Genomic DNA, 9004 nt, shown 5'->3' with positions numbered 1-9004 from the left:
GTTCTTAAAACCGACGTTGAAAGTTTTGTTAAGTCCGTGATGCAAGGCCAAACTTCAGTAGGCGGCGCACAAGGTTCAGGTATTCCACCCGTTCCAACTATCGATTTCAGCCAGTTTGGTGAAACCGAAGAGATCGAACTCAGCCGTATCAAAAAGCTGTCAGGCAAACATTTGTCGACCGCTTGGTTAAACATTCCGCATGTTACTCAGTTTGACGAGTGTGACATCACCGAGATGGATCAGTTCCGCAAAGATATGAAAGCTCAGGCTGAAAAAGCTGGAGTTAAATTGACGCCATTGGTCTTCATTATGAAAGCCGTGGTGGCAGGCTTAAAAGCCTTCCCAAACTTCAATGCGTCTTTATCTCCAGATGGTCAGAAGTTGATTCGCAAAGGTTATTACAACATCGGGATTGCCGTCGATACTCCAAACGGTTTGGTGGTGCCTGTCGTGCGTGATGTGGATCAAAAATCAATCTTTGAATTATCACGTGATTTGATGGAACTCAGCACCAAAGCACGCGATGGCAAACTTTCGCCTAAAGATATGTCGGGCGGTTGTTTCAGTATTTCTAGCCTAGGCGGCATTGGTGGCACGCAGTTTACACCGATTGTGAATGCGCCAGAAGTCGCCATCATGGGCGTTTCAAAAGCCTCGATGCAACCAGTTTGGGACGGTTCAGAATTTAAACCGCGTTTGGTGATGCCTTACAGCATTTCATACGACCACCGTGTAATAGACGGAGCCGAAGGGGTTCGCTTTAGCACCTTTGTGGGTCAGCATTTGGCCGATATCCGTCAATTATTACTCTAAGCAAAGGAGCCTGATATGAGTCAAATCGTAGAGATTCGTATTCCAGATATTGGCGACTTTGCTGATGTGGATGTGATTGAAGTATTAGTTGCCCAAGGCGACGAAGTGGTACAAGACGATTCGTTGCTAACGCTGGAGTCGGATAAAGCCACCATGGAAGTACCGGCTGAATTTGCTGGGCGTATTGTCGAGCTTACCGTTTCGGTAGGCGACAAAGTACGCCAAGGAACTGTGATTGGCAAAATGGAAATCGCCGATGAAAGTCCGGCTAAGTTAACCGAGCAAAAAGCCGAAGCTAAGCCAGAAGCCAAACCAGAAACGAATGCACAAGCCGCTCCGCAAGCGGTGTCGTCAAAAGACTTACCGCCAGCAGACAAGACTTGCCAAGTGCTCGTTCTTGGCGGTGGCCCAGGTGGTTATACCGCGGCTTTCCGTGCAGCGGATTTGGGCAAACAAGTGATTTTGGTCGAACGTTATCCGGTCATCGGTGGCGTGTGTTTAAACGTGGGTTGTATTCCGTCTAAAGCCTTACTGCATATGTCAGTGGTGTTAAACGAAACCAAAGAAATGGCGGCACACGGCATTGAATTTGCCAAGCCAAAAATCAATTTGGACAAGATGCGCGATTATAAAAACAGCGTGATCACCAAATTGACCGGCGGCCTCGCCGCGCTAGCGAAACAGCGTAAAGTTGAAATCGTACAGGGTTATGGCAAGTTCAGTTCAGCGAATACGGTTACTGTTACCGCAGAAGACGGCAGTGAACAAACTATCGCGTTTGAAAAAGCCGTAATCGCCGCCGGTTCACGTGTGGTTAAACTGCCGTTTATTCCACATGACGATCCGCGTGTAATGGATTCAACCGATGCGTTAGAACTTGAAGAAGTACCGAAACGTTTATTGGTGATCGGTGGCGGCATTATCGGTTTAGAAATGGCACAGGTTTACGACTCATTGGGTTCAAAAGTCACCGTGGTCGAACTGGGCGATAACATTATTCCAGGTGCCGACAAAGATTTAACGCGTCCATTGTTAAAGAAAATCAAAGCACGTTACGAAAACATTTTCCTAAAATCAAAAGTCACCCATGTTGAAGCCGCCAAAGGCGGGCTAGTCGTGTCGTTTGAAGGTAAAGATTGCCCAGCGCAAGATACCTTTGATCGTGTCTTGGTGGCGGTAGGTCGCACACCAAACGGTAAGCTGATTGATGCTGAAAAAGCCGGTATTGTAGTGAACGATTGGGGCTTTATCGAAGTCGATGAACGTCAAAAAACCAATGTTGATCACATTCATGCCATCGGTGATATCGTGGGTCAGCCTATGCTGGCGCATAAAGCGGTACACGAAGGTAAAGTCGCAGCGGAAGTGATTTGTGATATGCCAAGCGCGTTTACGCCTATGGGCATTCCAAGCGTGGCTTATACCGATCCAGAAGTGGCGTGGGCTGGTAAAACCGAAGAACAGCTTAAAGCCGAAGGCGTTGAGTACGAAAAAGGCGTGTTCCCTTGGGCCGCTTCAGGTCGTAGCTTGAGCCTAGGGCGCGATGAAGGCATGAGTAAATCGTTATTCTGTGCCAAAACCCACCGTCTATTAGGCGCGGGTATTGTCGGGCCGAATGCTGGTGAGTTGATTGCCGAAGCCATGTTGGCGATTGAAATGGGCGCAGATATGCAAGATATCGGCTTAACCATTCATCCGCATCCAACCCTAAGCGAAACCTTTGCGTTCGCCGCGGAAATGGCCGAAGGTACGATTACCGACTTGATCGCACCAAAGAAGAAAAAGTAACCTAAACAGCTAGTTAGTTAAGGTTATGGATCAAGCACCAGACCTGGTGCTTATCTATAAAAAAACCCGCTTCAATTTAGAGCGGGTTTTTTTATAGATTTAGAAAAATCGAACCAGAAACCAAAGCAAACTGATTAAGTGTCTTGATTCATCAATACATCAATGTCATCTTGGCTTAAATAGTCTAACGCGCCTTCTTGTTTAGAGGCGACCGCACTAGGCAGCGGGAAGTCCAAGTTCTTCATTTTCACATTATCGAGTTTGTCGGTAAAGGTGAGTAGGGATTGGATAACTTGGCCACTTAAATCGCGGTTGGTTTGTTCGATGATAATGTCTTGGAGCTGATTCATCCATTTCAGTTGGGTTTCACGCACCTGTTCGGAATGTTCGCGCAGGGTGTCTTGACTCAACGCATCGGTGTAAGATTGGCTCAGGTCTCGAATGTCTTCCATCATCATTTCGGCGATTTGAATGGTTTGCTGAGAGGTGGTTTCCAAGCGACTATCGATATAATCTAAACAGGTTCGAACTTTTTCTTGTGGCGTCAAATCTGACATGGTGCGTCCTTTTTCAGGTCAGAATCAGAAGGTTCTGAAAGGTGGTTAAGATGGAATTTAATTTAGCACAAACTGTGTGGTAAAACAAAGCATGTCGAACGCATTAAAAGATCAATTTAACCAGGCCTGGTGGTCGCACTGGTGGCAAGCACTGCAAACTGAGTTTGGCGAATTAAGCGTGGCTGGACAGATGAATGAATCCCAGCTTGCAGATTGGGCTGAACTCAGCCTAAAACAGCGCATTCAATACACCAGCCAATTAAGTTATCAGCGCTTACAACAAGCGGGATTGAGTTATGTTGAGATGCTCGCTGGCCTGCAAAACATCGCCCCGCAATTTCTGGGACTACCAGGCCTGGTGCTTCCGCAGATCGTCGAAGATAATGGTTTAGCCGATTTTGAAGCATCATTTAATGCGCTCGAAACCTTTACCCAATTCTCGACGGGTGAATTTGCGATTCGTGTTTTTATTGAGCAAGATCAAGCCGTCAGTATGGCGCAAATGCAGGCCTGGTCGTTATCGGATAATCATCATTTACGCCGTTTAGCCTCCGAAGGCTGTCGCCCTCGATTACCGTGGGGCAAAGCTTTAAATGAGTTTAAACGTGATCCGACGCCCATTCTGCCGATTTTGCAAAACCTCATCCACGATCCCAGCTTATACGTGCGCAAAAGTGTGGCGAATAATTTAAACGATATTGGTAAAGATCATCCAGAGGTATTATTGACCTTTTGCCAGGCCTGGTTGGGCACAAGCGCCGAGGCGGATTGGATTATCAAACACGCCAGCCGCAACTTTTTAAAACAGCGTGAACCTCGGTTTTTAGCCTTATTAAGTTTGCCAAAAACCGATCATATTGAACTGGTCAATTGGCAACAAGAGTTGCAAGTAACGTTGGGTGACGTTTGGCATTATCAGTTTGAATTGCAAACAACAAAAGCGTCCAAAGCGTTAGGGCGTTTAAGAGTTGAGATACAGGTGGATTATCCCAGACCAAGCGGCGTGCCATTACGCAAAGTGTTTAAACTGGCGGAATCGGATTACAGCGAGGCGCGCAAAAAGTTTAACAAAACCCTGTCGTTTAAACCATTAACTACACGCCGACACTATGCCGGACAACATAAAATACAGCTCGTGATTAACGGCGAAATAAAGCACCAGGCCTGGTTTGAGGTAAAGGCATGAATCTCATTTTTGAAAACACAGATTTTGTATTGCTGGATAAACCAGCGGGGTTAAGTTTCCATTCAGAACAAGAACCAGGCCTGGTGGTATTGGCGCAACAGCAACTTGGCCTGCCGTCACTTTATCCTGTGCATCGGTTAGATAAAATGACTTCAGGTTTAGTGATTCTGGCGAAAAACCTGGCCGCCACGCAAGCGTTTCAAACCCTATTTGAACAACGCGAAATCGAAAAATACTACCTCGCCATCTCCACCCACAAACCCAAAAAGAAGCAGGGCTGGATAAAAGGCGACATGCTACCCAGTCGGCGCGGCAGTTATCGTTTAACCACCACTATGGACAATCCCGCGATTACGCAATTTGTCAGCGCCAGTATCGCACCGAATGAACGCGTGTTTTTGATTAAACCCCATACCGGCAAAACCCATCAAATCCGCGTCGCGCTCAAAAGCTTAGGCGCGCCCATTTCAGGCGATCAACGTTATCAAGCCTTGGCGGAAGCCGAACTAGAAGATCGTGGCTATTTACATGCCTACGCGCTGCGATTCAGTTTATTCGGCGAAAACTTCGCCTTCGTTTGCCCGCCAACCAGCGGCCAACGCTTTGTGTCGGATGCCTTTAAGGTACAATGTGCGGCTTGGAACGAACCATGGAAAGCGTTTTGATGTCGAAAGCGACCACTAAATATTGGGAAGACACCCCGCTAGAACAACTCACCCCCGCACAATGGGAAAGCCTATGCGACGGCTGCGGCTTGTGCTGCCTGCATAAACTGCAAGACGAAGACACCGAAGAGATTGTTTATACGCGGGTCGTGTGCAAGTTTTCAGACTTAGAAACAGGGCAGTGCGGCGACTACGAAAACCGCTCGGTGAACGTGCCCACTTGTGTGCCCTTAACCCTAGAACGCATCGCCGAATTCGACTGGCTACCCGAATCCTGCGCCTACCGCTTACGCTATTTCAACCAACCTCTACCAGACTGGCACCCACTCAATGTTGGTGACCACACCCAAGTAAAATACCACGGCCTACAATCCATCGCCGTGGTGGTCGAAACTGATGATATTGACGCAGAAGATTATTTAATGGATAGGCCTTAACAATTTATAAATTAAATGTTTATTAAGTAAGAGCTTAGTAGCTTTTTATTTTAGGGTTGGCAAAACTAGAAAAACCTGAAAAGTCAGGATATATTGTTGAATGTTTGTAGCCGAACAACTTTTCAAGTCTGTTCCGAATATCCTGTTTTGCGGAGGCTTTGATTCTAAATGTATAGAGTGCGCCTGATCCAGGGCTTTTGCCTTTACCGGATTCAAAAACATGAGGCCTGGTTGCAATACAGCAAGCCCTTCGTCCTTCTTCGATAGACCACCAGCCATCATTACTAGGTGACTTAGGAAATTGGAATCTTTTGTTGTCAGGTTTTGTGGACGCAGGAATCCCTCCGAATAAAAACCCACCATTTTGAGCAGCTATACGTGCATCTAAATTGGCAGGTTTCCAAGAAAAAACAGATGTTGTCCATTCTTTTTTGTTGACTCCATTTTCCATGCTGGCTTTCCAAGGCCTATGTAAGAAATCTTCCCAGCATCTAAAGCTATCATTTTCATTTATTAATCTGTCAGTAACGTCAAACGCAAATAACCTTGCATCTTTGTCCTCATTTACTTGTTCACCATTTCTCCACTTTTCTTCTACTGCAAACCACACACCTACCCAAGCATTGAAGGTAATATCAATTAACCTTGTTGGTGCGCCGTAATGTTGTAGCATGGCGAGTTGATTCAAAATTGAAAGTCGACCGGTATGGCCAGATGAATGCAATCCCCAGCGATGTAATTCTGCAAGTATGTTTCCTTCCTCTTTTGCAATATCATCCTCAGTAAGTATTTTGCCTTTTGTTAGATTCATTCGGCGATATAGAGAGCTATGTAAGGGCCAACTAGCGTCAACTTGTCCGCGCCAAGCAAACTTAATATTTTTATCTAACGCCTTGCTCATAATTTGATTAATAACCTTTAGTAAAGTTTCAAAATCATTAATTTCTACCTCAAAAGGGTTCCAAAAATATTCTGCGCTCAAGAAAAACTCCTTTTTAAAGATCATGTTATTTGTAATTTTATCTGCAGCTTATACCAAATAAACAATCTTTACTAAATAAAAATCAGGTGGTATTTCGATTGTGAGTGTATTGCATGTTAAGTTCATGCTGTTGCCCACTTTCCCTAAATAAGACAACGTAAAATGTTTGCTTCGGATGATTGTATATATCATAATGTATATACATACTTGCATATGGGGGATAATGATATGGAAGCTAAAATTTTTCAGTCGGGTAATAGTCAAGCGGTGCGGATTCCAAAAGAGTTTCGTTTTGACGTGACTGAAGTCGAGATTTTTAAACGCGGCGATGAATTGGTATTAAAGCCTAAGCCTAAAAACCTCGGTGATGTTTTTGATTTGTTGGCTGGTGTGTCGGATGATTTTATGGCCGATGGCCGTGGCGATGATTTGCCGCAAGAGCGTGAGGCTTTGTAGTTATGTATATGCTGGACACGAATATCTGCATTTACATTATGAAGAACAAACCCGCCAGCGTGCGGGCGAGGTTTGAGCAATTGCAGATGGGTGATTTGTCGATGTCTATGATTACCTTTGGTGAGTTGGAATATGGCGCGTTACGCAGCCAACACGCGCCTAAATCATTGCAAGCGCTTGATGAGTTGTCTTGTTATATCCCGGTACTGGCGATGCAGTCAGAAGTGGCAAAAACCTATGCAGGAATTCGTGCAGACTTGGCGAGCAAGGGCACACCGATTGGTAATAATGATTTGTGGATTGCCGCGCACGCACGCACTATAGGTGCAACCTTGGTGAGCAATAATATAAAAGAATTCGCCAGAGTCGATGGCTTAAAGCTTGAGAATTGGGTTTGAGTCACCACCAGGCCTGGTGGTTTTAATAAATAAATGAGAAGAATTAGATGGCGATAAATTGGTTTCCTGGACACATGCACAAGGCGCGCAAAGACATTGCTGAGGTAATGCCGCAGGTGGATGTGATTATTGAGTTGTTGGATGCGCGCATTCCGTTTTCGAGCGAAAACCCGTTGGTGAATGGGCTGCGTGGCGAAACGCCCTGTATTAAGGTGCTGAATAAAGCCGACTTGGCTGATCCAGTCATTACTCAAATGTGGGTTGAGCATTTTGAACAGCAGAAGGGTGTGCGTGCGCTGCCGATGACGTCGCAGCATCCTGAACATATTAAAAGCTTATTGAAACTGTGTGAGCAGTTAATGGGCGATCGTGATTTGGCGATTCGCGGTGGCCGCGCGATGATTATGGGGATTCCGAATGTGGGTAAATCCACCATGATTAATACCTTAGCTGGCCGCACGATTGCTCGAACCGGCAACGAGGCGGGTGTGACCAAATCTCAGCAACGCATTAAATTAGCCAACAATATGACCCTGACTGATACGCCTGGGTTTTTGTGGCCTAAATTAACGCCGCCAGAATGTGGCAATCGTTTGGCGATCACGGGTGCGATTAAAGATACGGCGTTTGATTTTATCGATATCACTTTATTTGCCGCTGATTACCTGTTGAAAAACTATCCTGATGCGTTGAAAGAACGCTATAAATTGGATGAATTGCCGGAGCACGACGAAGAGTTGTTGGCGCTGATTGGCAAAAAACGCGGTTGTATGCAAAAGGGCGGTTCGGTCGATTGGGATAAGGTCAGCCGGATTTTAATTACCGAATTGCGCGATGGAAAGTTGGGGCCGATTACGTTAGAAACGCCAGAGATGACACGAGTTGAAGTCGCCAGAGCGGAAGCTGAAGCCGCTGAGAAAGCACGTTTAAAAGAGATTCATGATGCGGAGCGTAAGGCGCGCACTAGGCGGAATCGTAAGTAGGGACGTGTGGGCTTGTTTAGATAACCACCAGGCCTGGTGCCTGGTGGTTTAACGGTTCAACTTAGTGTTGGTGACCGCCTGCACCGTGTGCGTGGCCGTGCTCTAGTTCTTCGGCTGAGGCGTCGCGAATACCCATGATTTCAACTTCAAAGGTTAAATCCTGACCGGCTAAAGGGTGGTTGGCGTCAACCGTAACCATATCGCCGTCAATCGCTACGATTTCAACCGATTGCACACCTTGATCAGACTGGGCTTCAAAACGCATGCCGACTTCGATGTTTTCGACACCTTGGAATAGGTTGCTTGGCACTTGCTGGATCATACCTTCGTGCTTTTCACCATAAGCATCCGCCGCCGCAATCGTGGCCGTGAACTTATCGCCTACCGCTTTGCCTAGTAGTTCGGCTTCTAAGCCTGGAATCAAGTTGTGATGACCATGCAAATAAGCCAAAGGCTGTCCATTGGACTTATCCAAAACCTCACCGGCTGAGTTGGTTAGGGTATATTCGATTTGCGCGACTTTATCTTGTTCGATTTTCATTCGGTGTCCTTAATTAGAGTTAGAATATTGATTTTCATGCGTCATGATACCGATTCATGATCGGATTTTGGGACGTATTTAGGCAAAAAACACAATTTGAGGTCGTTTTATGATGTATCTATGGGTTAAGGTTTTTCACTTGTTATTTATGATGTCGTGGATGGCGGGGATTTTTTATCTTCCACGCATTTTTGTGCA

The 9004-nt window shown here is 45.9% G+C and carries 12 protein-coding genes; 9 read left to right on the top strand and 3 right to left on the bottom strand.

Annotated features, from left to right (window positions below):
- Together VIM91_RS05815 and lpdA are read left to right on the top strand one after the other, a co-directional pair.
- Positions 1 to 813, top strand: an 813-nt coding sequence (locus VIM91_RS05815; protein ID WP_331863873.1) for a 2-oxo acid dehydrogenase subunit E2, incomplete at its 5' end; no start/stop codon positions are given.
- A 15-nt stretch (positions 814 to 828) separates the two neighbouring features.
- Positions 829 to 2601, top strand: a complete 1773-nt coding sequence (gene lpdA, locus VIM91_RS05810) for a dihydrolipoyl dehydrogenase (protein WP_331863872.1) — start codon at positions 829 to 831, stop codon at positions 2599 to 2601.
- Between the two features lie 134 nt (positions 2602 to 2735).
- Here the strand turns inward: lpdA and VIM91_RS05805 are convergent, their stop codons facing one another.
- Positions 2736 to 3158, bottom strand: coding sequence for a hypothetical protein (locus VIM91_RS05805; RefSeq protein ID WP_331863871.1), 423 nt, complete (start codon positions 3156 to 3158; stop codon positions 2736 to 2738).
- A gap of 91 nt (positions 3159 to 3249) precedes the next feature.
- On the opposite strand from VIM91_RS05805, the gene VIM91_RS05800 reads away from it, so the two are divergent.
- From VIM91_RS05800 to VIM91_RS05790, 3 genes are read left to right on the top strand one after another with little or no spacing between them, the layout of a single operon-like run.
- On the top strand, positions 3250 to 4344 hold the full coding sequence (locus VIM91_RS05800; protein ID WP_331863870.1) for a DNA alkylation repair protein: 1095 nt from the start codon (positions 3250 to 3252) through the stop codon (positions 4342 to 4344).
- Positions 4341 to 5009: a TIGR01621 family pseudouridine synthase gene (locus VIM91_RS05795; protein WP_331863869.1), complete on the top strand. Its 669-nt coding sequence runs from the start codon at positions 4341 to 4343 to the stop codon at positions 5007 to 5009. Before VIM91_RS05800 ends, VIM91_RS05795 begins: the two co-directional genes overlap by 4 nt.
- Entirely contained in the window at positions 5009 to 5446 is a 438-nt protein-coding gene (locus tag VIM91_RS05790) for a YcgN family cysteine cluster protein (RefSeq protein WP_331863868.1), read from the top strand. Before VIM91_RS05795 ends, VIM91_RS05790 begins: the two co-directional genes overlap by 1 nt.
- A 34-nt stretch (positions 5447 to 5480) precedes the next feature.
- Here VIM91_RS05790 and VIM91_RS05785 read toward each other — a convergent pair whose 3' ends face one another.
- On the bottom strand, positions 5481 to 6428 hold the full coding sequence (locus VIM91_RS05785; RefSeq protein ID WP_331863867.1) for an FRG domain-containing protein: 948 nt from the start codon (positions 6426 to 6428) through the stop codon (positions 5481 to 5483).
- Positions 6429 to 6656: 228 nt separating this feature from the next.
- On the opposite strand from VIM91_RS05785, the gene VIM91_RS05780 reads away from it, so the two are divergent.
- The 3 genes from VIM91_RS05780 to ylqF are packed head-to-tail and all read left to right on the top strand — an operon-like array spanning position 6657 to position 8265.
- Positions 6657 to 6884 (top strand): type II toxin-antitoxin system VapB family antitoxin, encoded by a 228-nt coding sequence (locus VIM91_RS05780; RefSeq protein WP_331863866.1) that lies wholly within the window; start codon positions 6657 to 6659, stop codon positions 6882 to 6884.
- Between the two features lie 2 nt (positions 6885 to 6886).
- The gene (gene vapC / locus VIM91_RS05775; RefSeq protein ID WP_331863865.1) at positions 6887 to 7282 is read left to right on the top strand and encodes a type II toxin-antitoxin system tRNA(fMet)-specific endonuclease VapC; all 396 of its coding nucleotides are present in this window, start codon (positions 6887 to 6889) and stop codon (positions 7280 to 7282) included.
- Between the two features lie 47 nt (positions 7283 to 7329).
- Entirely contained in the window at positions 7330 to 8265 is a 936-nt protein-coding gene (ylqF, locus tag VIM91_RS05770) for a ribosome biogenesis GTPase YlqF (RefSeq protein ID WP_331863864.1), read from the top strand.
- A gap of 61 nt (positions 8266 to 8326) precedes the next feature.
- Here the strand turns inward: ylqF and VIM91_RS05765 are convergent, their stop codons facing one another.
- Positions 8327 to 8806 (bottom strand): peptidylprolyl isomerase, encoded by a 480-nt coding sequence (locus tag VIM91_RS05765; protein WP_331863863.1) that lies wholly within the window; start codon positions 8804 to 8806, stop codon positions 8327 to 8329.
- 109 nt (positions 8807 to 8915) lie between these two features.
- Between VIM91_RS05765 and VIM91_RS05760 the strand changes: the two genes are divergently transcribed.
- The coding region (locus VIM91_RS05760; RefSeq protein ID WP_331863874.1) for a CopD family protein at positions 8916 to 9004 on the top strand (89 nt) is incomplete at its 3' end.

Source organism: Thiomicrospira sp., assembly GCF_036568485.1.
In the GTDB taxonomy this organism is placed as follows: Bacteria; Pseudomonadota; Gammaproteobacteria; order Thiomicrospirales; family Thiomicrospiraceae; genus Thiomicrospira.
The sequence above is the reverse complement of the archived record's forward strand: the minus strand, read 5'-3'. Positions and strand labels throughout refer to the sequence as shown.